The organism is Rathayibacter caricis DSM 15933, from assembly GCF_003044275.1.
Classification (GTDB): Bacteria; Actinomycetota; Actinomycetes; order Actinomycetales; family Microbacteriaceae; genus Rathayibacter; species Rathayibacter caricis.
Window position 1 is genome coordinate 3,235,291 of the sequence record NZ_PZPL01000001.1, and the last position, 22,474, is coordinate 3,257,764.

A 22,474-nucleotide genomic window follows, 5' to 3' on the forward strand; every position below is an offset into this window, starting at 1 on the left:
GCCGGGTGCGCCGCCCCGCTTCCTCCTCGATGCACCGATGACGCCGCGCCGGAGCGCCCCCTGGCTCTTCGTCGTCGCCGTCTCGCTCGTCGCCCTGGTCCTCCGCGGCCCGATCGTGGCGGTCGCCCCGGTGATCGACGCCGTCCGCGACGATCTGGCCCTGTCCTCCGGTCAGGCCGGGATCCTCACGAGCATCCCCGTGCTCTGCTTCTCTCTGGCGACTCCGCTCGCGCTCCTGGTGATCCGGCGCGCCGGACCGGACGCCGCCGTGACGGCGACGGTCCTCGGAGTCGCCCTGGGTACCGTCGTCCGCTCGGCCGGCGACACCGTCGCGGTCGTCGCGGGGACGATCCTCATCGGCGTCTTCATCACGATCGGCAACGTCGTCGTCCCGGTCGTCATCCGGCGCGACGTCCCTGCCCGGCGGGTCGACCTCACCACGGGCGTCTACACGGCGGCGCTCAACATCGGCTCGACGGTCACCTCCCTCGGCACGGCACCCCTGGCGAACGCGCTCGGCTGGCGCGGGGCCCTGCTGGCCTGGCTCCTCCTGTCGGCACTCGCGCTGCTGGGCTGGCTCGCCGTCGCGGGCCCCTCCGGCGCCTTCCGGCCCGTCCCCCGGCCGGTGCCGCCCGCCGGCCTCGCCGCCGCTCCCCCGCGCGTCTTCCGCAGCGCCACGGTGCTCGCGCTCGCGGTCTGCTTCTCGAGCCAGGCGTTCTCCTACTACGGCGTGACCGCGTGGCTGCCGAGCCTCCTCGTCGATCGCAACGGCTTCTCGGTCGAGACCGCCGGAGCGAGCTCCTCCGTCTTCCAGGTCGCCGCCGTCGTGGGTGCGCTCGGCGTCCCGCTGCTCGTCCGCCGGCTCGCGCCGCTGGGCAGCATCGCGCTCGTCGGCTCGCTCTGGTGCACGGTCCCCGCCGGCCTGCTGCTCGCGCCCGACCTCTGGGCGCTGTGGTGCGCTCTGGGCGGCATCGCGCAGGGCGGCGGATTCACGGTGGTGTTCGTCCTCGTGGTCCGGCTCTCGCAGTCCGACGCCCACGCCTCCCGGCTCTCGGCGACCGTCCAGGGCATCGGCTACGCGGTCGCCGCGACGGCGCCCACCGTCCTCGGCATCGCGCACGACACGAGCGGCGGGTGGGACGCTCCCCTGCTCGTCGTCCTCGCGTCGACGACGTCGTTCCTCGTCTTCGGAACGATCGCCGCCGCGAGGCAGCGGCGGGCCCCGCGACCCCCGGTCGGCTGAGCGCCTCCTGACAGCGCGGGGCACCGCCGTCAAGGGCCACCGCCGGATCGCCGAGCGCCGTAGCGTGGCCGCATGGCCGAGAAGAGCACGACCCGCGAGAAGAGCGCGCCCGCACCCGACGACAGGCGCAAGCCCGACGAGCTGAGCGACCTGACGAAGCGGTCGTGGGGCTACGTGCTGAAGAAGACGATGCGCGAGTTCGGCGCCGACCAGTGCACCGACCTCGCCGCAGCACTCACGTACTACGCCGTCCTCGCACTGTTCCCGGCGCTGCTGGCGATCGTCTCGGTCCTCGGCCTCTTCGGCCAGGCGCAGGCCACCACCGACACCGTGCTCGAGCTGGTCGGGAACCTCGCCTCCGCGCAGGTCGTCGACGTCCTGCGCGAGCCCATCCAGTCGCTGACGAGCTCTCCGGCCGCGGGAGTCGCGTTCGTCACCGGTATCGTCGGCGCCCTCTGGTCGGCATCCGGCTACGTCGGCGCGTTCGGCCGCGCCATGAACCGCGTCTACGAGATCGACGAGGGACGTCCGTTCTGGAAGCTGCGCCCGACGATGCTCGGCGTGACGCTCGCCACGGTCGTGCTGATCGTCGTCGCCGCGCTGATCCTCGTGCTCAGCGGCCCCGTGGCCGAGGCCGTGGGCGACGTGGTCGGCCTCGGCTCCTCCGCTCTGCTGGTCTGGAACATCGCGAAGTGGCCCGTGCTGCTCGTCATCGCGATCGTGATCGTCGCGATCCTCTACTACTGGGCGCCGAACATCCGTCAGCCGAAGTTCCGCTGGATCGGAGCGGGCTCGGTCCTCGCTCTGCTGATCTGGCTCGTCGCCTCGATCGGCTTCGGCTTCTACGTCGCCAACTTCTCGAACTACGACAAGACCTACGGCTCGCTCGGCGCGGTGATCGTCTTCCTCCTCTGGATCTGGATCACCAACATCGCGCTGCTCTTCGGAGCGGAGTTCGACGCGGAGCTCGAGCGCGGTCGCGAGCTGCAGGCGGGCATCGAGGCGGAGGAGACCATCCAGCTCCCGCCGCGCGACACCGCCGCCAGTGAGAAGAAGGCGGCCGTGCACGAGCAGGACCTGCGCGACGGCCGGTGGCTGCGCCTCGCGTCCGAGAACAAGGAGTCGGCGCAGGACGAGAAGAAGGACGACTCCGCGAAGTGAGCCGCGGGTCTCAGGACTCCGCGGCCCAGAGCGCGCGGTAGGCGGCGGCGCGCTCCTCGTCCGGCGCGATGCCGTACTCCTCGAGCAGGAGGCCGGTGAATCCGTCTCCGTAGTTCCAGTCGAGGCTTATCGCCGCGACGGCGAGGTCGGCCCAGCGGTCGCCCACTCCGAGGTCGCCGACGTCCACCGTGCCGCTCCAGGAGCCGTCGTCGTCGATCATCGTATTCGGGGCGCAGGCGTCGCCGTGCACGAGCACGGGCTGTTCGGGCTCCGGCGCCGCCCCGCGGTGGAACCAGGAGTCGTGCCGGAGCTCCTCCGGCAGGTCGTCCACGGGGACGGCGTGCAGCGCGCGCAGACCCCGCGCGATCGCGCGCACCGCCGTCTCGGGCCGCGCCAGCCAGAGCGGATCGACGGCGCTGCGCCCCGCGACCGGTGCCGTGAGCAGCCACTGGCCGCCGTCCTCGTCCCCCTCGTCCAGCACCCGGGGCGCCGGATGACGGCCCTCCAGCCAGCGCAGCCGCGCCGATTCGCGCCGCAGGTCGATGCCGGTGCCCGCGGGATTCCACTTGAGGTACCCGGTCGGCACGCGGAAGGTCAGCCCGCCCGCCTGGTTGCGCCACGCGAGCTCCGGACCGCCACCGCCGAGCCGTCGGGCGACCGCCGGGACCACGGCCCCCTCGAGCAAGTACTGCCGCGTGAGGTCCGGACCGGTCATCCCGACAGCCTAGGCACTGTGCGAGCCCTGTGGTCCGACCACATGCTACGGTGTGGTCAGACCACACGAGGAGGAGCGGGATGAGCGACACCGTCGAACGCGCGTGGGAGGCCGTCCTCGCCCACGTCGAGGGCCTCCTGCTCACCGGAGCGCTCGCGCCCGGTGACCGCCTCCCGGGTGAGCGCGCCCTCGCGCTCGAGCTCGGAGTCGGCCGGTCCTCGGTCCGCGAGGCCGTCCGCGTCCTCGAGGTGATGGGGCTGGTGCGCACCCGCTCCGGCTCCGGGCCGGCGGCGGGCGCCGTGATCGTGGCGCGGCCAACCGGAGGGATGAGCGCACTGCTGCGCCTCCAGGTCGCCGCGAGCGGTTTCGCGGTGGAGGACGTCGTCCGCACCCGGCTCGTGCTCGAGACCGCCGTCGTCGACGACCTGGCCCGGACCCACCGTCCGGCTCTGGGCGAGAGCCGCGAGCTCCTCGATGCGATGGACGCCGAGGTGCTCGACCACGACGCGTTCCTCGCCCTCGACGCGCAGTTCCACCTCTCGCTCGCCGAGGCGTCCGGGAACGCGGTGATCGCGGCGATGACCGCGGGCCTGCGCGACGCGGTCGAGAGCTACGTGATCACCGCCGCGCGCACCCTGCCCGACTGGCCGCGGACCAGGGATCGACTCCGCTCGGAGCACCGCGCCCTGGTCGCCGCGATCGCGGCCGCCGACCCCGACCGCGCCCGCGCGCTCGTCGAGGCCCACATCTCCGGCTACTACGCCGAGACCCACCTGACACCCACCGGAGCGGAGAAGGACTGACCATGGTCGACCGACGAATCCCGAAGGTGCGCGACCTCGCGCCCCTCATGCAGTTCAAGAAGCCCGAGCTCGACCTCAAGAAGGCCCGGCTCGACAAGGCGCTGACGATCCACGACCTCCAGCGCATCGCGAAGCGCCGGACGCCCAAGGCGGCGTTCGACTACACGGAGGGAGCCGCCGAGGCCGAGATCTCGCTGGGCCGTGCGCGCCAGGCGTTCGAGGACATCCAGTTCAATCCGGCGATCCTGCGCGACGTCTCGGAGGTCAGAACCGGCTGGGACGTCCTCGGCGCTCCCGTCTCGCTCCCCTTCGGCATCGCGCCGACCGGCTTCACCCGGATGATGCAGACCGAGGGCGAGATCGCCGGCGCGCGCAACGCGGCCAAGTGGGGCATCCCCTTCTCGCTCTCCACCATGGGCACCACCGCCATCGAGGACGTGAAGGCCGCGAACCCCGACGGCCGCAACTGGTTCCAGCTGTACATGTGGAAGGACCGCGACCGCTCGATGGCGCTCGTGGAGCGCGCGGCCGCGTCAGGCTTCGACACGCTCCTGGTGACGGTCGACGTCCCCGTCGCGGGTGCGCGCCTCCGCGACAAGCGCAACGGCTTCTCGATCCCGCCGCAGCTGACGCTGGGCACCGTGGTGAACGCGATGCCGCGCCCGTGGTGGTGGGTCGACTTCCTCACGACCGAGCCGCTGTCGTTCGCGTCGCTCGACCGCTGGTCCGGCACCGTCGGCGAGCTGCTCGACACCATGTTCGATCCCACCGTCGGCTTCGAGGACCTCGCCTGGATCCGCGACCAGTGGCCCGGGAAGATCGTCGTCAAGGGCGTCCAGACGGTCGACGACGCACGTCGCGTGGCCGAGCTCGGCGTCGACGGCGTCGTCCTCTCGAACCACGGCGGCCGCCAGCTCGATCGCGCTCCGATCCCCTTCCACCTCCTCCCGGACGTGGTGCGCGAGGTCGGCACGGGCAGCACGTCCGGCATGGAGATCCACCTCGACACCGGCATCATGTCCGGCGCCGACATCGTGGCCTCGATCGCCCTCGGCGCGCGCTTCACCTTGGTCGGCCGCGCCTACCTGTACGGCCTGATGGCCGGCGGCGAGGCGGGCGTGAACCGGATGATCGAGATCCTGTCCGAGCAGATCACGCGCACCATGCGCCTGCTGGGCGTGAACTCGCTCGAGGAGCTGAACCCCTCGCACGTCACGCAGCTCGAGCGTCTGGTGCCGCGCGCGGTCTCTCCGCAGTTCGTCCTCGCCGACTGAGGCTCCGTCGGGGCGTCCGGCCGGCGCCCCGACCTCAGCGTGCGCGCAGGTAGCGCAGCAGCAGGGTGTCACCGGAGGCGAGGACGTGCGCGAGGCGCTGCACCCTCGCCTCCGCCTCGCCCCGGGCGATCCGGCCGGCTTCGCCGGCCTCGAGCGTCGGGCTGACGGTGAGGTCGAGCTCGTCGACCACGTCGTGCGCGAGGAGGGTGCCCAGGAACCCCGGTCCGCCCTCGCAGTGGATCCTGGCGAGCCCGCGATCGGCGAGGGCGTCGCGCATCCGCACCGCGTCCAGATCCTCCTCGCCGCAGACCAGCACGTCCGCCACCTCGGCGAGCTCCTCGCGCCGACGGGCGGGAGACGCTCCGGTGGTGACCACGACCGGGCGCACCGGGGCCTCGGTGAAGATCCGCGAGGCCGGGTCCAGGTCCAGCGAGCCCGAGACGATCGCGAACACCGGATGCGCGGGGCGCCCCTCGGCGGAGCGCGCCGCGGCCGACTCCTCCCCCAGCACCATCGGCCCGTAGCCCTCGGTGCGGACCGTGCCCGCCGCGACCAGCACCACGTCGGCGAGACGACGGAGGAGGTCGAAGACCCGCTCGTCCGCGTCCCCGCCCAGCGCGCCCGAGACGCCCTCCCGGGTGACCGCTCCGTCGATGCTCGAGACGAAATTCACCCGCAGCCACGGCTCGGAGGTCTCGGCCGAGTAGAGCGCGAGGAGCGCGTCGTCGTCGAGCGCCGCGAGCGGGGACGGGTGCAGGCGGTCGATCGCGGCGCTCATGCGACGGGCTCCTCCTCGATGTTGTGACGGAGGTGGGCGGGTGCCCGCCAGCCGAGAACGGCCTCGGTCAATCGGACCGCGTCGACGGCCTGTCGCACGTCGTGCATGCGCACGATGCGCGCACCGTTGAGGATGCAGATCACCGCCGCTGCGAGGGATCCCTCGAGCCGCTCGCCCTGCGCGCGGTCGAGCGTCTCGCCGATGAAGTCCTTGTTCGACACCGCTGCGAGTACCGGGAGTCCCAGCGCCGCGATCTCGCCCAGGCGACGGGTGAGCTCCAGGGTGTGCAAGGTGTTCTTGTTGAGGTCGTGACCGGGGTCGAGGATGATGCGCTCGTCCGGGACGCCGCCCGCGACCGCCCGGTCCCGCCTCTCGCGCAGGTGGGCGATCACCGAGGCCACGACGTCGTCGTACTCGGGCCGCACGGGCTCGCTCCGCGGTGCGCCCAGGCTGTGCGTGATCACGAGCTGCGCCTCGGACGACGCGACGACGGCGAGCATGTCCGGGTCGTGCAGCCCGCTGGTGTCGTTGACGACGGAGGCGCCCTCGGCGATGCTCAGCCGGGCCACCTCGGCCCGCGTCGTGTCGACCGAGACGACCACGTCGCTCCGCTCGTGGATGCCGGCGACGACGGGCACCACCCGGTCGATCTCCTCCTGCAGCGAGACGGCCGGGCCCCGGCCGAACGGCACTCCCCCGATGTCGACCCAGTCGGCGCCCTGCTCGGCCGCCCGCACCGAGGCGGCGACCGCTCGATCCAGCGCGAAGGTCGAGCCCTTGTCGTAGAAGGAGTCGGGGGTGCGGTTCACGACCGCCATCACGGCGACCTGCCGCTCGAAGTCGAACTCGCGTCCGCCGATGGTGCGGGTCATGCTCCAGCCGTCCCTCTCGGTGCGAGCGCCGACGGATCACCGGCGCGGCCGTCGCCCACCCTAGACGAGACGACTCGGAGGCGGCTGCGGCCCCTCCGGCGGCGTCAGCGGTGCGTTCGGCGCGTGCTCGAGCAGTCGCTGGAACAGCACGTGGTCCTGCCACTCGCCCGCGATCCGGAGGTAGCGGCGGGCGATGCCGATGCGCTCGAAGCCGTTGCGCTCGAGCACCGTCTGCGAGCCGACGTTGTGGAGGAGGGTCCCCGCCTGGACGCGGTGCAGGCCCAGCTCACCGCCGGCGATCCCCATCGCCTCGCCGACCGCGCGGGTCATCACACCGCGCCCCTCGAGGCGGGCGTCGAGCCAGTAGCCCATCTCGGCGCTCTCGAAGGCGCCGCGGAGGATGTTCGACAGGGTGATCCGTCCGACGATCTCCTCGCCCTGGACGAGGACGAGCGGCAGCACGCTGCCGGAGCGGTGGGCGAACAGCGAGTCGGCGATGGCGTCCGTCTGCCCGCCCGCCTCGAAGAACCGGGTCGAGCGCAACGGCTCCCACGGAGCGAGGTGGCGGCGGTTGCGGCGGTAGGCCGCCGAGAGCGCCGGTCCGTCCTCTCGGGCGACGAGGCGGAGCACCGTGCTCTCGTCGAGGCGGATCGGAGCGGGCACGTCCCGAGGGTAGCCCGCGCGGCCGCCAGCGCAGAACCTCGAGGCGAGCCGCAGGCGGGGCCGCAGGCGGGGCCGCAGGCGGGGGCCGCAGGCGGGGCCGCAGGCGGGGGCCGCAGGCGGGGGCCGCCGTTAACGACGGAACCCCGGCCGAGGGCCGGGGTTCCAGGTGGTGGGCGATACTGGGATCGAACCAGTGACCTCTTCCGTGTCAGGGAAGCGCGCTACCGCTGCGCCAATCGCCCGTTGCTCCGCGAGGAGCGCCTCGTTCGTCGGAACGATCGAGGTGGATACGGGATTCGAACCCGTGTATACGGCTTTGCAGGCCGCTGCCTCGCCTCTCGGCCAATCCACCGTGTATTGGGTTCGGTGTCGGCGGCCCGCGAGGCGAGCCGACCGGGTGGAGAAGACCCGGAGGCCCTCTCAGAAACATCGGCCCGGAGGCCGATATTCGAGCGGATGACGAGATTCGAACTCGCGACCCTCACCTTGGCAAGGTGATGCGCTACCGCTGCGCCACATCCGCATGTAGGTCGTATTCAGTTGTACTACTTCGGAGCCACGTCTTGCCGGACGTTTCCCGTCTTCGCCTCCCCGGCGCTTTCGCTGCCCGGCTCGACCTAGAAGACTTTATAGGACGGCCGCGGGAGAAACCAAATCGAGCGGACGCGGATCCGGGCCGTGTCGACGACTTGCCCGTCTTTCCGCCGGAAACCGCCCCGACACGCCCCGTTCACCCGGGCGTGGCGCACCGCCGTGGTGCTCCGCGCGCTTCGGGATCCGCTAACATCGTCTCTCGGGTCGTCCACAAGACGGCCTCCTGGGCGATTGGCGCAGTTGGTAGCGCGCTTCCTTCACACGGAAGAGGTCATCGGTTCGAGTCCGGTATCGCCCACCCTCACCCCCGGCCCGTGCAGCAGCGCGGTACCGGGGGTTTTCTCGTGCCACTCCCGGGCATCGCCGTCCCGCTCCGATCCGACCACGAGGTGCCACCCGCCGTGATGGGCCGCTCCCACGCCGTCTCCGGCGCTCTCGCCTGGTCGGTGGCCACCTCCGTGCCGGCGATCGCCGGCCCGCTCGGAGTCGCGGATCTGCCGCTCGACATCCGTCTCGTCGGTCTCGGGGTCGCCGCGGGATGGGCGCTGGCCCCCGATGCCGACCACGCCCGCGCGACCATCTCCCGCTCCGCACCGGGAGCGTCGATCCTGACGGCCACCGCCGGGCGCATCAGCGGCGGCCACCGCCACGGCATGCACTCGCTGCTCGCCGTCGCCGTGGTCTGGTACCTCGTGCCGGTCCTGACGGCGGTGCGCTTCCCGCTCCCTCCGCTGGGCACCGTGTCCCTCGCGGCGCTGCTGACGCTCCCTGCGCTCGCCTTCGCGGCGAAGGCCACCAGGACCGCCCGGTCCTGGCCGCTCGCCTGGGCCGTCGCAGCGGTGGTCACCGGGCTCCTGATCGGCCTCGCCGACGGCAGCTGGGCGTGGCTGCGCGTGGCGGCCACCCTGGGCTACTTCGTGCACATCGCCGGCGACGCGCTGACCACCGAGGGGATCAACTGGCTCTGGCCGCTGCGGATCCGGGCGCCCCGGGCGGTCCGCCGCATCCCGGTGCTGCGACGCCTTTGGACCTCCGGCGGGTACGCCGCGCTGCCGGTCCTCGGCTCGGCCGGCTCGTGGCGCGAGACGATCCTCTACTGGCTTATGTCCGCCGCGACGACGGCGCTGACCGCCGCGCTGCTCGTCTCGGAGCTCCTGCCCGCCTGACGCGTCAGAAGACCTTCCCCGGGTTCATGATCCCCAGCGGGTCGAACACCGCCTTGATCCCCCGCTGCAGGGCCGTCGAGTCCTCACCCAGCTCCTCCTCGAGCCAGCGCCGCTTGAGGAGCCCCACGCCGTGCTCCCCGGTCAGGGTGCCTCCGAGCGACACCGCCGTGCGGAAGAGCTCGGCGGCCGCCTCCCAGACCTCGTCTCCGACCTCGTGCGCACCCGCGGGCAGCACGAAGTTCGGATGCAGGTTGCCGTCGCCCGCGTGGGCGACCGTGGGGATCGTCAGTCCGGTCCGCTCCTCGATGCCCCTGATCGCCGCGAACATCGCGGGCAGCGCCGAGCGGGGCACGCAGACGTCCTCGATCAGGACCTCACCCTCGGCCTCCAGCGCGGGGTGGAACGCTCGGCGCACCGCGAGCAGCGCCTCCCCGGCGGCCCGGTCCTCCGTGGACTCCGCGTCGCCGCCCGCGCGCACGACGATCCCGAGGATCCGCCGAGCCTCGTCGCGGGCTCCCCCGTCGTCGGTCTGCACGAGGAGGTAGGCCGCACCGCGATCGAGCACCGTGCCCGTGTAGCGGCCGATCGCAGCGAGCGCCGCCTCGTCCATCAGCTCCATGACCGCCGGTCGGAGCCGCGCCGCGGTCACGGCCGCGGCGGCCGCTGCGGCGGCGACCACGCTCGGGAAGTACGCCCCGATCGTCACGACGGGCCCCTGCGGGAGGGGACGCAGCTTCACCGTCGCCTCGACGATCACGCCCAGCGTCCCCTCCGACCCGGTCAGCAGCGCGGTGAGGTCGTAGCCGGTCACGCCCTTGACGCTGCGCCGCCCGGTGCGCACCAGCCGCCCGTCCGGCAGCACCACCGCCAGGCCCAGCACGGCCTCCCGCGTCACCCCGTACTTCGCGCAGAGCAGGCCGCCGGCGTTGGTGGCGATGTTGCCGCCGATGCTCGAGATCGCCTTGCTCGCGGGATCGGGCGAGAAGATCAGCCCGTCGGCGGCGACGGCGTCCGAGAGCGCCTGGTTGATCACTCCCGGCTCCACGACGGCCAGCTCGTCCTCGAGCGAGATCTCGAGGATCCGGTCCATGCGCGCGGTCGAGAGCACGATCGCGCCGCTCGTGGCGACGGCGCCGGCGGCCAGCCCGGTGCCGGCTCCCCGCGGGACGACCGGCACGCGGTGCGCGGTCGCGAGGCGCAGAACGGCCTGGACGTCCTCGACGGAGCGCGCGAGCACCAGGGCGAGCGCGCGCTCCCCCGTGGCGAAGCCCGACTTGTCGGTGTGCACCGCCTCGAAGTCCGGTCCGGCGCCGACGAGCGCCTCGCCGACGGCGTCCTGCAGTCCGCGCAGGATCTCGGTGCTGTCCATGGTCCACTCCGTGCGTCGCGGTCGATCCTCTCGATCCTTCCACGCGGGAGGGGCAGGATGGCGGGATGACCAGGTGCCCGCGATGACCGCCCCGACGAGCGCGGGCCTCCTCCTGCACCGCAATGGCCCGGAGGGTCTCGAGGTGTTCCTCGGACGGATGGGCGGACCGCTGTGGACGAGGCGTCCGCGCGCGTGGTCGATCCCGAAGGGCCTGTACACGGAGGAGGAGGCGCCGCTGGACGCGGCGAGACGCGAGTTCGAGGAGGAGATCGGCGTCCCCGCTCCCGACCTCGACTACCTGCTCCTCGGCGGGTTCCGGCAGTCCTCCGGCAAGATCGTCACGGTGTTCGCGGGCGGAGGGGGCGACGACGTGCGCTTCGTCATGAGCAACACCTTCGAGCTCGAGTGGCCGCGCGGCTCGGGCGTCGTCCGCGAGTACCCCGAGATCGAGACGGCCCGCTGGATGAGCACGGCCGAGGCGCGGAGCGGGATCGTCGCCGGTCAGCTGCCGATCCTCGACGCGCTCGAGGCGGGGCTCTCGAGCGGCTCGCCGTCGTCGTAGCCGGCCGCCGGCGCGCCGGCCCGGCAGAAGCCGCACCGGCCCCAGGAGTCGCTCCCGGCCGCGTCTCAGTCGGCGGTCGCGTAGACCCGGAGCGCCAGCCGCACGATCCGCACCGACGCCTCCTCGTAGCCGTCGCGCCGGCCGTCGAAGACCTCGGTCTCGCCGTCGTGCGCCCAGCCCGGGTCCTCCCCGCCCGGTCGACGCACCGAGATCGTCAGCCGGTCGGTCGAGTACGACTCGACGACAGGAGCGCGCCAGCCGGGCACCCGCCCGACGATCGGAGTCGCGGTGCGGCCGAGCACGAGCGAGATCGCGCCGCGGGTGCGCGGCCGACGACCCGAGTGCAGGATGCGCACGTCCAGCTGCCCGTCGTCGAGGCGTCGACGCGCGAGGGGGGTCGCCGTCCGCGGGTGCTCCTGATTGACGCCGACGAAGTAGGACCACACGAGCTCGCTCCGCCCCTCGCGCCGCAACTCGAACGGGTCGGTGCCGCGCACCACCCGCAGAGCGGCGAGCACCGCCGAGACGGGCTTGCCGAGAACCTTCTCGTGCTTCTCGCGCGCGGCGACGAACTCCGGGTAGACGCCGACCGAGACCGTGTTCAGCACCGTCACCGGCTCGGAGTCGCCCGCGACGACCTCCGCCACGTCCACGTCCCGTCTCTCGCCGTGCGCGGCCGCGTCGAGGGCGTCCTCGATCGTCAGCAGCCCCAGCGCCTTGGCGAAGTGGTTCATGGTGCCGCCGGGCAGCACCAGCAGCGTCATCCCCTCGGCCCTCGCGAGCGCGGCGCCGACCGACATCGTCCCGTCGCCGCCGTAGACGCCGAGGACCTCCGGGGGCGCATCACCCGCCCGCGCCGCGCGCACGACGTCGGCGAGCTCCTCCCCGTCCTCCAGGCGGTGGACCCGGGCCTTCGGGAAGCGCTCGAGGATCATCGGCTCCGGATCGGGCCGGTGGGAGTCGCGACCCGCACCCGGGTTCAGCACCACGAGCAGTGACGCGCCGTCGCCGAGGGGGCGGGTGTCGACCGGCGGCAGCGTCGCGCGCTCCGAGACCGGGACGTGCCGCGGAGTGGCCGGCACCAGCACCCGCCCCAGCGTCGCGACCACCGCGCCGAGCGCGGCACCGCCCAGCACGTCCGACAACCAGTGCACGCCCACGTGCAGTCGCGAGAAGGCCACCGCGGCGGCCAGCGGAGCGACCGCCGCGCCGACCTTCGGGTTCTCGAGAGCCACGCCCGCGGCGAAGGCGGCGGCGCTCGCCGCATGACCGGAGGGGAACGACGGGGACGTGGGCACGCGGGCGAGCCTGCGCCCCACGGGTACGTCGACGACCAGCGGGCGGACGCCGCCGAAGAGGCGCTTGCCGATCAGGTTCGCCACCGCACTCGCCGCGCTCAGCGAGAGCACGCCGCGCGCCGCCTCCCGCGGGCGCCCGGCGGCCAGCAGCACCGCACCGAGAGCGAACCACAGCACGCCGTGATCAGCCGCACGGGAGAGTCCGACGAGCGCGCCGTCGAGAGCCGGGGAGGCGCGTCGAGCGTTCAACCGCCGCGCTGCGCGGGCGTCCGCGCGGCGGACCGCCCGCGGCACCGCCGTGAGGCGGCGGAGGAGGACGATCGGGGGTCGGGTTCCGCGCAGGGCCATGGCCACAGCCTAGGAGCCGCGACCTGACGGAGCGCCGGTGCGTCAGACCTCGCCGAAGCCCGACTCGACGAGGTCGCCGAGTCGTCGCACGGCCTCGTCGGCCTGGGAGCCCGTCGCCGAGATCACGACCTCGTCCCCCCGGTTCAAGCCCAGCGACATCACGCCGAGCAGGCTGGTCGCGTCCTTGCCGTTCGCGTCGATCCGCGCATCGAACGCGCTCGCCAGCGTGACGAACTCGGCGGCCGGCCGCGCGTGCAGCCCGTTCGGGTTGATCAGCACGACGCTGCGCCGGACCTGCGCCGCCGCGAGCTGCTCCTGGGGGGCGGACCCCGCGCCTCCCCGAGCCGACTCCGCGGCCAGCACGACGTCGTCGAGCGAGGCCCCCGTCTCGGCCGCCACCGCCGCCGCCACCGCGCCCTCGACGAGCGGAGCGTCGACCAGGCGCGCGCGGTCCCTCGCGTCGTCGTCCAGGAACTCCAGCGCCGTCTCGGCCGTCATGATCGCGGATCCGAGGTCGCAGAGGACCACGGCGCCCTCGCCCGAGTCCGCCTCGGCGAGAGCCGCCGTGATCCGGTCGAAGCTGGTGCCGATCCCGCCGTCGTCCGTGCCACCCGCGGCGATGAGCGCGACGGAGGGCGCCATCTGCGCGGCGAGCTCCGCCAGTCCCTCCGCGAGCCGTGCACTGTGCGAGACGAGGACGAGCCCGACGCTCATGCCGCCGCCTCGGCCGCCGCGCGCAGCAGCAGAACTGTCGACACGCTCCCCGGATCGCGGTGCCCGATGGCCCGCTCCCCCAGGTAGCTGGCCCGGCCCTTGCGGGCGACGAGCGGATCGGTCGACTCCGCTCCGGCCTGCGCCGCGTCCGCCGCCGCGCTCAGCACCGCGCCCGGCGCGGCACCCGCCGAGACGGCGGCCCCCGCCGCCTCGACGGCCGGGATCCACGCGTCGACCATCGTCTTGTCCCCCGCCTCCGCCTTGCCCCGGAGCACGATCCCGTCGCGCGCGGCGGTCAGCAGCGCCACCAGCGCAGGCCCGTCCAGCTGCTCGAGACCGGCGACCGCTCCCGAGGCCTTGAGGAACGCCGTGCCGAACAGCGGACCGGACGCGCCGCCCACCGTCGAGATCAGCGTCGTCGCGACCAGCTTGAGCACCTCGGCGGGGGTCGCCCCGCCGCCGACGGCGTCGAGCTTCGCGACCACCGCCTGGAATCCGCGGTCCATGTTCTCGCCGTGATCGCCGTCGCCGATCGCCCGGTCGAGCGTGATCAGCTCCACGCGGTGCTGCGCGATCGACTCCGCCGCCGCGCGCACCCACGCGAGTGCCCACTCGGCGTCCAGCGCCGTCCGTCCGTCCTGCATCGTTCCCTCTCCTGCGACCGCTCCCGCGGCCGTCGTGTCGTGTGCGGCCCGAGCGCCGTCCTCGTCGATCAGCGTCCCCAGCGCAGCGCCGCCGTCTCGACCGGAGCGTCCCAGAGCTCGGTCATCGCCGCATCCAGCTTCAGCACGCTCAGCGAGAACCCCTGCATCTCGAGCGAGGTGACGTAGTTGCCGACGAGGCTGCGGGTCACCTCGATGCCCTTCTCCGCGAGCACCTCCGCGGCACGGCGGTACGCGATGTAGAGCTCGATCTGCGGCGTGCCGCCCATGCCGTTCACGAACAGCAGCACGCTGTCGCCGGAGGAGAAGGGCAGGTCCTCGAGGATCGGGCCGAGGATGCGGTCCACGATCCGGTCCGCCGGCTCGAGCGCGATCTTCTCGCGGCCCGGCTCGCCGTGGATGCCGATCCCGATCTCGATCTCGTCCTCGCCGAGCTCGAAGCTCGGCTCTCCCGCATGCGGCACGATGCACGGCGAGAGCGCGACGCCCATCGACCGCACGTTCGCGTTCACGGCCTCGGCGATCGCCGCGACCTCGTCGAGGGAGTCGCCGCGCTCGGCTGCCGCGCCCGCGATCTTCTCGACGAGGACGGTGCCCGCCACCCCGCGGCGCCCGGCCGTGTAGAGCGAGTCCTTGACCGCCACGTCGTCGTCGATGACGACCGAGCGGACCTCGACGCCCTCCGCCGCCGCGAGATCGGCGGCGGTCTCGAAGTTCAGCACGTCGCCGGTGTAGTTCTTCACGAGGTGCAGCACGCCCGCACCGCCGTCGACCGCCTGCGTCGCCGCGACGATCGGATCGGGAGTGGGCGAGGTGAAGACGGCGCCGGGCACCGCGGCGTCGAGCATCCCGTGCCCGACGAATCCGGCGTGCAGCGGCTCGTGGCCGCTGCCCCCGCCGCTGACGATGCCGACCTTCCCCGCTCGCGGCGCACCGACGCGCACGACGAACAGCGGGTCCGCCTGGACCCGGACGAGATCGGCGTGGGCGAGGCCGAAACCGGCCACGGACTCGGCGACGACGTTCTTGGGGTCGTTGATGAGCTTCTTCATCGAGGTCTCCTCCAGGGTCCGACCACCACTCGCGGACCGGGGCGATCCGGCTCGGGGTGGATCGCGGTCCGCTCCGTCGCGGACAGCGCTCCCACGTTACGCCCTGGCGCCGTGTCCGGGCAGGGCCGGTCCGCGCCCTCGCGTCGGTCGCGGCGCAGCGTCAGTCCTGCCGTCGCGTCTCCGCGACCCAGGCGTCGAGCTTGGCCGTGGCGGCACCGGAGTCGACCGCGTCGGCCGCCCGCTCCATGGCGCTCCGGAAGCGGTCGAGGATCGCGGTCTGGATGAGGGACGGGTCGCGCGCGAGATCGAACGCGATGAGACCGGCCGCCGCGTTCAGCAGCACGATGTCGCGCACGGGCCCGCCGTCGCCCGCGAGCACCGACCGGACCACCTGGGCGTTGTACGCGGCGTCCTTCCCGCGGAGCTGGTCGATGCTCGCGCGGCGCAGGCCCAGATCGCGGGGATCGAGGTCGTGCTCGACGACGAGCCCGCGCGACACCTCCCAGATGTGGCTGTGCCCCGTGGTCGTCAGCTCGTCGAGCCCGTCGTCGCCGCGGAACACCAGCGCGGTCGCCCCGCGGGTCTGGAACACGCCGACGAACAGCGGCACGCGGTCGAGGTGGGCAACGCCCACGGCCGACGCCTCGGGGCGCGCCGGATTGCACAGCGGCCCGAGGAAGTTGAAGACCGTCGGGATCCCGAGCTCGGCCCGCACCGGACCCGCGTGCCGGAAGCCGGGGTGGAACATCGCCGCGAAGACGAACGCGATGCCGGTGCGCCGGAACGCCTCGGCCACGCGCTCGGCCGACAGGCTCAGGTCGACGCCGAGGGCGCCGAGCACGTCGGAGGAGCCGGAGGACGACGAGGCCGCCCGGTTCCCGTGCTTGATCACCGGAGTGCCGGCGGCCGCCGCGATGATCGACGCGGTCGAGGAGATGTTGACGGTGCCGAAGCGGTCGCCGCCCGTGCCGACGATGTCCAGCGCCATCGGATCCACGTCCAGCGGGACCGCGTGCTCGAGGATCGCGTCGCGGAAGCCGACGATCTCGTCGACCGTCTCGCCCTTCGCCCTCAGCGCCACCAGGAGCCCCGCCAGCTGCGCCGGAGTGGCCTCGCCCCGCATCACCTGCTCCATCGCCCAGGTCGCCTCCGAGACGCTGAGATCGGAGGATTCGAGGAGAGCGCTGAGAATCCGCGGCCAGGACAGGGTTTCCGACATGGCACTCAGATTATCCGGGTACGAACGGCATACGGGAAGTGCGAATGCCCCTCCGGGCATCGTCCATAATGGTCTGTGTGACGAGCAGCACTCTTACCCCCACGGCCACCGCGCCCGTAGTGAACCGACCCAACCCGGTCGCGGTCGGAACGATCGTCTGGCTGGGCAGCGAGGTCATGTTCTTCGCGGGCCTGTTCGCGATCTACTTCACCCTCCGCAGCACCTCCCCGGAGCTGTGGGAGGCCGAGACGAGCATCCTCAACGTGCCGTTCGCGAGCGTCAACACGGTGATCCTCGTCGCCTCGTCGTTCACGTGCCAGTTCGGCGTGTTCGCGGCCGAGCGGCTCCAGGCGCGCTCCACCGGGCTCAGCCCGTTCAAGTGGGGCATGGTCGAGTGGTTCTTCCTCACCTACGCGCTCGGCGCGATCTTCGTCTGCGGCCAGGTCTTCGAGTACGCGACCCTCGTCTCCGAGGGTGTGAGCCTGTCGAGCAACGCCTACGGCTCCGCGTTCTACATCACGACCGGCTTCCACGCCCTGCACGTCACCGGCGGGCTCATCGCCTTCCTCCTCGTCATCGGCCGCGCGTTCGCGGTCAAGAACTTCGGTCACAAGGAGGCGACGAGCGCCATCGTCGTCTCGTACTACTGGCACTTCGTCGACGTCGTCTGGGTCGGCCTCTTCGTGGTCATCTACTTCCTCAAGTGATGGGTGCCTCCTCGATGAACTCCTCCACCCCCGATCCCCGCAGGAAGGTTGCCTCGATGGCCTCCCCGAAGACGAAGAGCCGCGCCAAGAAGGGTCGCCGACACCCCCTGGCCACGCTGGCCCTGATCGCCATCGGCCTCGGTCTCACCGGCGGCACCTACGCGGCCGTCGGCGTCGCCACCTCGGCCTCCGCCGAGACGTCCGCCAACAGCCAGCAGACGATCGACGAGGGCTCGAAGCTCTTCGCCGCGAACTGCGCGACCTGCCACGGCCTCGACGCCGCGGGCACCGACAACGCGCCGTCGCTGATCGGCGTCGGCGCCGCCTCGGTCGACTTCCAGGTCGGCACGGGCCGCATGCCGATGCAGATGCACGGCCCGCAGGCGCTCGAGAAGCCGGTGCAGTTCACCGACGAGCAGGTCGCCGAACTGGCCGCCTACGTCGCCTCCCTCGCGCCCGGCCCCGCCATCCCGACCGGAGAGGTCCTCGACGGCGGCGGCGACACCGCCAGCGGTGCCGAGCTCTTCCGCATCAACTGCGCGATGTGCCACAACGTCGCCGGAGCCGGCGGCGCGCTGACCGAGGGCAAGTTCGCTCCCCCGCTGGGCGGCGTGACCGAGGCGCACATCTACGAGGCGATGGTCACCGGCCCGCAGAACATGCCGGTCTTCAACGACCTGAACATCTCGCCCGAGGACAAGCGGGACATCATCTCGTACCTCAAGTACATCGAGGCCAACCCGTCCCCGGGCGGATTCGCGCTCGGCTCCCTCGGGCCGGTCGCGGAGGGCCTCTTCCTCTGGATCTTCGGCCTCGGCGCCATCGTCGCGCTCACGGTGTGGATCACCGCCCGATCGAACTAGTGAACATCCGCGCCCTGACGGGCGTGACAACCCCCACGGCTCCGACCGGAGCCGATAGGCGTGAAAAGGAGAACCATGGCAGAGCACGATGAGGGTGGCACGGACCTCGCCACCTCGTCGGCCACCGGGCACGGTTCGGCTCCGGCCGGCACCGCGGTCGTCACACGGGGCCGGGTCCAGGACCCGGGACTCCCGCCGCACCGCCCCCGGATGACCGATCTCGACCCCAAGGTCGAGAAGCGTGCCGAGCGCACGGTGTACACGCTCTTCTACCTCTCCTTCGCGGGATCCCTGTTCGCGGTCGCCGCGTACATGGCCTTCCCCATCACGGAGGAGATCGAGTCCGTCCGCCTGAACACGCTGTTCATCGGCCTGGGCATGTCCCTCGCCCTGCTCGCGATCGGCATCGCCGCTGTCCACTGGGGCAAGCAGCTGATGTCCGACCACGAGGGCATCGACATCCGCCACCCGGTCCGCTCGTCGGAGGACACCCGGGCCCGCGCCCTCGAGATCTTCGACCAGTCCGACAAGGAGTCCGGCTTCGGCCGCCGCTCCGTCATCCGGAACAGCCTGATCGCCTCGCTGGTCGTCTTCCCGCTGCCGGCGGTCATCCTGTTCCGCGGCCTCGGTCCGCAGGACCAGAACCCGGTCGCCCTCCTCAAGACCACCATGTGGAAGGAGGGGACCCGGCTCACGCTGGACCCCTCCGGTGCCCCGATCCTCGCATCGGACGTCACCCTGGGCTCCGCCTTCCACGTCATCCCCGAAGGCCTCGAGCAGGTCGAGGGCAAGCTCGAGGAGAAGGCCAAGGCCTCCGTCCTCCTGATGCGCCTGAAGCCCGAGGACCTCGTCGTCAGCGAGGGTCGAGAGACCTGGAACTACGACGGAATCGTCGCCTATTCGAAGATCTGCACGCACGTCGGCTGCCCTGTGGCGCTGTACGAGCAGCAGACCCACCACCTGCTGTGCCCGTGCCACCAGTCGCAGTTCGACATCAAGCACGAGGCTGCCGTCATCTTCGGCCCGGCGAAGCGCCCGCTTCCGCAGCTGCCCATCACCGTCGACGACGAGGGCTATCTGGTCGCGCAGAGCGACTTCACGGAGCCCGTCGGACCGTCCTTCTGGGAGCGATGACTCACATGTCCACCACCACACCGTCACGACCCTCGTCGTCGCCCCAGGGCAACGACGACGGCGTCATCCTCGGCAGCGGCAAGCTGCAGAAGGGCTACGTCGGAGCAGCGTCGAACTACATCGACGAGCGGACGAGCATCTCGGCCGTCGTCAAGGAGTTCGGCCGCAAGATCTTCCCCGACCACTGGTCCTTCCTCCTCGGCGAGGTCGCGCTCTACAGCTTCGTCATCATCCTGCTGTCGGGCACGTTCCTCACGTTCTTCTTCCAGGCGTCCATGGTCGAGACGCACTACGAGGGCAGCTACCTCCCGATGAAGGGCATCGAGATGTCCGCGGCGATGGCCTCGTCGCTCGACATCTCGTTCGACATCCGCGGCGGCCTGCTGATGCGCCAGATCCACCACTGGGCGGCGCTGCTGTTCGTGGCCTCGATCGGCCTCCACATGCTGCGCATCTTCTTCACCGGCGCGTTCCGCAAGCCGCGCGAGCTCAACTGGGTCATCGGCTTCGTCCTCTTCATCCTCGCGATGGCCGAGGGCTTCACCGGCTACTCCCTCCCCGACGACCTGCTGTCGGGCAACGGCCTCCGCATCATCGACGGCATGGTCAAGGGCATCCCGGTCGTCGGCACCTGGATCTCGTTCCTGCTCTTCGGCGGCGAGTTCCCGGGCACCGACATCGTCGGCCGCCTGTACACCCTGCACATCCTGCTGCTGCCGGCCCTTGTGCTCGCGTTCATCGCCCTGCACCTCGTGTTCGTGGTCGTCCACAAGCACACCCAGTTCCCCGGTGCGGGCAAGACCGAGCAGAACGTCGTCGGCTACCCGGTGCTCCCGGTCTACGCCGCGAAGGCCGGTGGATTCTTCTTCATCGTCTTCGGTGTCGTCGTCCTCATCGCGTCGCTGTTCACGATCAACCCGATCTGGAACTACGGCCCCTACGACCCCTCGCCCGTGTCCGCCGGCACCCAGCCCGACTGGTACATCGGCTTCGCGGACGGTGCGCTGCGCCTCGTCCCGCCGGGACTCGAGTGGGCCATCCCGGGCCTCGGCACGCTGTCGTTCAACATCCTCATCCCGCTCGTCGGCCTGGGTCTGTTCATCGTCGCGGTCATGCTCTACCCCTTCCTCGAGGCGTGGATCACCGGTGACAAGCGCGAGCACCACCTGCTCGACCGCCCGCGCAACGCCGCGACCCGCACGGCGATCGGTGCCGCCGGAGTCACGTTCTACGCGGTCCTCTGGGCTGCTGCGTCCTCGGACATCATCGCCACGCACTTCCACCTCACGATGGAGGGCGTCATCCACGCCCTGCAGTTCTGCCTGATCGTCGGCCCCTTCGTCGCGTACTTCATCACGAAGCGCATCTGCCTCGCCCTGCAGAAGAAGGACCGCGAGATCGCCCTGCACGGCTTCGAGTCCGGCCGCATCGTCCGCCTCCCGGGCGGCGAGTTCATCGAGGTGCACCAGCAGCTCGACGAGTACGAGCGCTGGAAGCTGGTCAGCCAGGACGAGTACGAGCCGCTGATGATCCGCCCGAACTCGCGTGGACGCATCACCGCCCCGCAGCGCGTGCGTGCCGGTCTCTCCCGCTGGTTCTTCGAGGACCGCATCACCCCCGTCACCCAGAAGGAGCTCGAGAGCTCGCACAGCGAGCACTGACCTCCCTCCCCCGAAGGGCCCGGACGATCCGTCGTCCGGGCCCTTCGTCGTTCCCGGGCGAACTCCGCGCTTCTCCCCCGTCGCCCTCCGCCGCGAGTCGCGATGACACCTGCGCCTGTGGTTCGTCGTCATCACTGCAGTCGGATCGGCTCTCAGAGCCGGGCAGGTGATCGTCGGGACGGAGTCGCCGTGGCGGTGGTACTCGGCCGGTCGTATGACGGCCCGGTGAGGGCGCCAGGTGGTGGTTGTCGATGCTGCGATCCATCGGTGCCGACGCCGTGAGCGGAGGCGCTCGAGCCGGGAGTCGGAGAGCGGCCTGGCGTCGACGAGCCGAAGCCCGGACTGGGCGGCCCGAAGCAGACAGAGGAGCCGTCTCGGGCGAGTCCGGCTCCTGACGAGCACGATCAGCTCGTCGACGAGGCCCTCGCGCAGCAGCGGGTTCCAGGTCGTCGCGCGGCCGACCATCAGTAGATTGCGGTCCCCGGTCGCCGTGAGCCTCCGGATCTCGGCTACGGCGGCGTCACGCGGCACGATGGGGGTGGTCGATGCCCGGGGGCATCCGCACCGGCGGCCAGCGAGTCACTGATGACCAGGGAAGCCTGGAGTCAGCGTCCTTGCTCACGAGTGGATGAACACCGGAGGGACGGCCCACCAACCCTTCTGAAGGGTCCATTTGCCTCCGCCGAACATGATTCCCACGCGGCCGACACGGTGTGGCGTGCTCGATGCTCCCGTCGGCGTCGAACAAGTTCTGGCCGTCGGCTCTCGTCGATCCGGGGCATGGAATGAGGATCCGACGTCGACAGGGCGCGCGAGAGGGCGCTCACCCGGTGACCGCTCGTCCACGTCTCCGCCGTGCCACCGCCCACCGTCGTGGCCACCGCCGTCCGCGTTCCTGCCTTCCGAGCACACCAGGTGGCGCTGACAGGTCCAGGAGGCCCTGGAGGCGGCCGTCGGGCTCACTCACGGCCCCACAGTTGAGGGCCCACGGCGCCGCGGCGACCACACGGTCGGACCCTGACCGTTCCTCCGTCGACGGCGAACTGCTCGCTGACATGACGCGTAACGTGGCGCCGAGCATTCCGTGCACCTCGGTCGCCGCTCGACCGCGCAGCGGGCCCTGCCAAGCACAGCGAAAGGGCCGGGTGCCGGGACCTGTCGCTCCCGTGCGCCCGGCCCTCAGCCGATGCCCTCTGCCTAGCGGGCGAAGTATCCGCGGTAGTACTCGTAGACCCAGCCCGTGATCGCGATCAGGAAGATGCCGGCCGCGATGTAGGTGATCCAGATGCCGACGGCGAGGCCGAGGAACGCCAGAGCCGCGGCACCGCCGAGGATCAGCGGCCACCAGCTCCAGGGGCTGAAGAAGCCGAGCTCCGGGTCCCCGTCGTCGATGTCGGCGTCGAGGCGGTCCTCGGGCAGTTCGGCACCCTGCGCCTTGTGCACGCGACCGACGTAGAACGCGATGAACGCACCCAGCACGGCTGAGAGGGTGATGCCGACGGTCCCGACCCACTCCACCTGCTCGGTGTCGATGAGCGACCAGACGGTGTACGCGACGGCCGCGAGGAGGAAGAAGCCGGACAGGAGCCAGAACAGATTGACGTTGGCGCGCATGG

General features: G+C 71.7%; 21 protein-coding genes and 4 tRNA genes. 11 read left to right on the forward strand and 14 right to left on the reverse strand.

Annotation, left to right across the window (positions count from 1 at the left end; translation table 11 throughout):
• Positions 1 to 37: 37 nt before the first annotated feature.
• Both C1I63_RS15060 and C1I63_RS15065 read left to right on the forward strand, forming a co-directional pair.
• On the forward strand, positions 38 to 1,243 hold the full coding sequence (locus C1I63_RS15060) for an MFS transporter (protein WP_107575300.1): 1,206 nt from the start codon (positions 38 to 40) through the stop codon (positions 1,241 to 1,243).
• A gap of 72 nt (positions 1,244 to 1,315) precedes the next feature.
• The gene (locus C1I63_RS15065) at positions 1,316 to 2,404 is read left to right on the forward strand and encodes a YihY/virulence factor BrkB family protein (protein WP_107575301.1); all 1,089 of its coding nucleotides are present in this window, start codon (positions 1,316 to 1,318) and stop codon (positions 2,402 to 2,404) included.
• Positions 2,405 to 2,414: 10 nt separating this feature from the next.
• Here C1I63_RS15065 and C1I63_RS15070 read toward each other — a convergent pair whose 3' ends face one another.
• Complete coding sequence (locus tag C1I63_RS15070) at positions 2,415 to 3,119, reverse strand: aminoglycoside 3'-phosphotransferase (protein ID WP_107575302.1); 705 nt, start codon at positions 3,117 to 3,119, stop codon at positions 2,415 to 2,417.
• A gap of 80 nt (positions 3,120 to 3,199) precedes the next feature.
• On the opposite strand from C1I63_RS15070, the gene C1I63_RS15075 reads away from it, so the two are divergent.
• A complete protein-coding gene (locus C1I63_RS15075; RefSeq protein ID WP_107575303.1) occupies positions 3,200 to 3,922 on the forward strand; it encodes a FadR/GntR family transcriptional regulator in 723 nt (240 codons plus the stop codon).
• Positions 3,923 to 3,924: 2 nt separating this feature from the next.
• Positions 3,925 to 5,196 carry an alpha-hydroxy acid oxidase gene (locus C1I63_RS15080; RefSeq protein WP_107575304.1) on the forward strand — a complete coding sequence of 424 codons (1,272 nt, stop codon included), beginning with the start codon at positions 3,925 to 3,927 and terminating at the stop codon, positions 5,194 to 5,196.
• A 34-nt stretch (positions 5,197 to 5,230) separates the two neighbouring features.
• On the opposite strand, the gene C1I63_RS15085 is transcribed toward C1I63_RS15080, so the two are convergent.
• The 6 genes from C1I63_RS15085 to C1I63_RS15110 all read right to left on the reverse strand — a co-directional run bounded on the left by C1I63_RS15085 (position 5,231) and on the right by C1I63_RS15110 (position 8,032).
• A complete protein-coding gene (locus C1I63_RS15085; RefSeq protein ID WP_107575305.1) occupies positions 5,231 to 5,974 on the reverse strand; it encodes a pyrimidine reductase family protein in 744 nt (247 codons plus the stop codon).
• Positions 5,971 to 6,846, reverse strand: a complete 876-nt coding sequence (gene folP / locus C1I63_RS15090; RefSeq protein WP_055791698.1) for a dihydropteroate synthase — start codon at positions 6,844 to 6,846, stop codon at positions 5,971 to 5,973. Before folP ends, C1I63_RS15085 begins: the two co-directional genes overlap by 4 nt.
• Positions 6,847 to 6,906: 60 nt before the next feature.
• Positions 6,907 to 7,509 (reverse strand): GNAT family N-acetyltransferase, encoded by a 603-nt coding sequence (locus tag C1I63_RS15095; RefSeq protein WP_235577243.1) that lies wholly within the window; start codon positions 7,507 to 7,509, stop codon positions 6,907 to 6,909.
• A gap of 167 nt (positions 7,510 to 7,676) precedes the next feature.
• Positions 7,677 to 7,751: transfer RNA gene (locus C1I63_RS15100), tRNA-Val, on the reverse strand.
• Positions 7,752 to 7,790: 39 nt separating this feature from the next.
• Positions 7,791 to 7,861, reverse strand: a tRNA-Cys gene (locus tag C1I63_RS15105).
• Between the two features lie 99 nt (positions 7,862 to 7,960).
• Positions 7,961 to 8,032: transfer RNA gene (locus tag C1I63_RS15110), tRNA-Gly, on the reverse strand.
• A gap of 296 nt (positions 8,033 to 8,328) precedes the next feature.
• Between C1I63_RS15110 and C1I63_RS15115 the strand changes: the two genes are divergently transcribed.
• Both C1I63_RS15115 and C1I63_RS15120 read left to right on the forward strand, forming a co-directional pair.
• Positions 8,329 to 8,401, forward strand: a tRNA-Val gene (locus tag C1I63_RS15115).
• A 106-nt stretch (positions 8,402 to 8,507) separates the two neighbouring features.
• Positions 8,508 to 9,269: a metal-dependent hydrolase gene (locus C1I63_RS15120; RefSeq protein ID WP_107575306.1), complete on the forward strand. Its 762-nt coding sequence runs from the start codon at positions 8,508 to 8,510 to the stop codon at positions 9,267 to 9,269.
• A gap of 4 nt (positions 9,270 to 9,273) precedes the next feature.
• On the opposite strand, the gene C1I63_RS15125 is transcribed toward C1I63_RS15120, so the two are convergent.
• Positions 9,274 to 10,638 carry an FAD-binding oxidoreductase gene (locus C1I63_RS15125; RefSeq protein WP_107575307.1) on the reverse strand — a complete coding sequence of 455 codons (1,365 nt, stop codon included), beginning with the start codon at positions 10,636 to 10,638 and terminating at the stop codon, positions 9,274 to 9,276.
• An 82-nt stretch (positions 10,639 to 10,720) separates the two neighbouring features.
• Between C1I63_RS15125 and C1I63_RS15130 the strand changes: the two genes are divergently transcribed.
• Positions 10,721 to 11,200, forward strand: coding sequence for an NUDIX hydrolase (locus tag C1I63_RS15130; protein WP_107575895.1), 480 nt, complete (start codon positions 10,721 to 10,723; stop codon positions 11,198 to 11,200).
• Positions 11,201 to 11,265: 65 nt separating this feature from the next.
• Here C1I63_RS15130 and C1I63_RS15135 read toward each other — a convergent pair whose 3' ends face one another.
• The 5 genes from C1I63_RS15135 to trpD all read right to left on the reverse strand — a co-directional run bounded on the left by C1I63_RS15135 (position 11,266) and on the right by trpD (position 16,493).
• Positions 11,266 to 12,846, reverse strand: coding sequence for a bifunctional phosphatase PAP2/diacylglycerol kinase family protein (locus C1I63_RS15135; protein ID WP_107575308.1), 1,581 nt, complete (start codon positions 12,844 to 12,846; stop codon positions 11,266 to 11,268).
• Between the two features lie 42 nt (positions 12,847 to 12,888).
• Positions 12,889 to 13,560, reverse strand: coding sequence for a dihydroxyacetone kinase phosphoryl donor subunit DhaM (dhaM, locus tag C1I63_RS15140; protein WP_055791690.1), 672 nt, complete (start codon positions 13,558 to 13,560; stop codon positions 12,889 to 12,891).
• Positions 13,557 to 14,204 carry a dihydroxyacetone kinase subunit DhaL gene (gene dhaL / locus C1I63_RS15145; RefSeq protein ID WP_107575309.1) on the reverse strand — a complete coding sequence of 216 codons (648 nt, stop codon included), beginning with the start codon at positions 14,202 to 14,204 and terminating at the stop codon, positions 13,557 to 13,559. Before dhaL ends, dhaM begins: the two co-directional genes overlap by 4 nt.
• A 68-nt stretch (positions 14,205 to 14,272) precedes the next feature.
• Positions 14,273 to 15,274, reverse strand: coding sequence for a dihydroxyacetone kinase subunit DhaK (gene dhaK, locus C1I63_RS15150; RefSeq protein ID WP_055791684.1), 1,002 nt, complete (start codon positions 15,272 to 15,274; stop codon positions 14,273 to 14,275).
• A gap of 160 nt (positions 15,275 to 15,434) precedes the next feature.
• Complete coding sequence (trpD, locus tag C1I63_RS15155) at positions 15,435 to 16,493, reverse strand: anthranilate phosphoribosyltransferase (RefSeq protein ID WP_107575310.1); 1,059 nt, start codon at positions 16,491 to 16,493, stop codon at positions 15,435 to 15,437.
• Between the two features lie 68 nt (positions 16,494 to 16,561).
• Between trpD and ctaE the strand changes: the two genes are divergently transcribed.
• From ctaE to qcrB, 4 genes are all read left to right on the forward strand, one after another.
• Complete coding sequence (gene ctaE, locus C1I63_RS15160) at positions 16,562 to 17,200, forward strand: aa3-type cytochrome oxidase subunit III (RefSeq protein ID WP_055791679.1); 639 nt, start codon at positions 16,562 to 16,564, stop codon at positions 17,198 to 17,200.
• Positions 17,201 to 17,256: 56 nt separating this feature from the next.
• Complete coding sequence (gene qcrC, locus C1I63_RS15165) at positions 17,257 to 18,063, forward strand: cytochrome bc1 complex diheme cytochrome c subunit (RefSeq protein WP_077221845.1); 807 nt, start codon at positions 17,257 to 17,259, stop codon at positions 18,061 to 18,063.
• Between the two features lie 75 nt (positions 18,064 to 18,138).
• The gene (gene qcrA / locus C1I63_RS15170) at positions 18,139 to 19,197 is read left to right on the forward strand and encodes a cytochrome bc1 complex Rieske iron-sulfur subunit (protein WP_055791673.1); all 1,059 of its coding nucleotides are present in this window, start codon (positions 18,139 to 18,141) and stop codon (positions 19,195 to 19,197) included.
• Positions 19,198 to 19,202: 5 nt separating this feature from the next.
• Entirely contained in the window at positions 19,203 to 20,858 is a 1,656-nt protein-coding gene (gene qcrB / locus C1I63_RS15175) for a cytochrome bc1 complex cytochrome b subunit (protein WP_055791671.1), read from the forward strand.
• A gap of 1,197 nt (positions 20,859 to 22,055) precedes the next feature.
• On the opposite strand, the gene C1I63_RS15180 is transcribed toward qcrB, so the two are convergent.
• The gene (locus tag C1I63_RS15180; protein WP_055791667.1) at positions 22,056 to 22,472 is read right to left on the reverse strand and encodes a cytochrome c oxidase subunit 4; all 417 of its coding nucleotides are present in this window, start codon (positions 22,470 to 22,472) and stop codon (positions 22,056 to 22,058) included.
• Between the last annotated feature and the right edge of the window lie 2 nt (positions 22,473 to 22,474).